Source organism: Pseudoalteromonas sp. BSi20311, assembly GCF_000239875.1.
Taxonomy (GTDB): Bacteria; Pseudomonadota; Gammaproteobacteria; order Enterobacterales; family Alteromonadaceae; genus Pseudoalteromonas.
In genome coordinates, this window is the sequence record NZ_BADU01000159.1 from 1 (window position 1) to 279 (window position 279).

General features: G+C 45.2%; 1 tRNA gene. It reads right to left on the minus strand.

The window, feature by feature from the left end:
- Positions 1 to 50: 50 nt before the first annotated feature.
- A tRNA-Lys gene (locus tag P20311_RS16865) sits at positions 51 to 126 on the minus strand.
- Positions 127 to 279: the final 153 nt, after the last annotated feature.

The following is a 279-nucleotide window of genomic DNA, read 5'->3' on the forward strand; positions in this document are numbered from 1 at the left end:
TAAAAAGTAAGTCTGCGTAGATCCGCCGATTATAACCATTCAGTAAAGAATGGTGGGTCATGATGGACTTGAACCATCGACCAATGGATTAAAAGTCCACTGCTCTACCAACTGAGCTAATGACCCGCTCTGTGTCTAACTGCCATTAATTCATCCTGAAGCGTGGGACCGGCTCGTCGTCCTGACTCGCGTTCATAAGACTGCGAAACTTCGTTTCGGTTCTTATTCACCCAACTGAGCTAATGACCCGCTCTGGTTTACTTATAAAAAAGTAAGGCT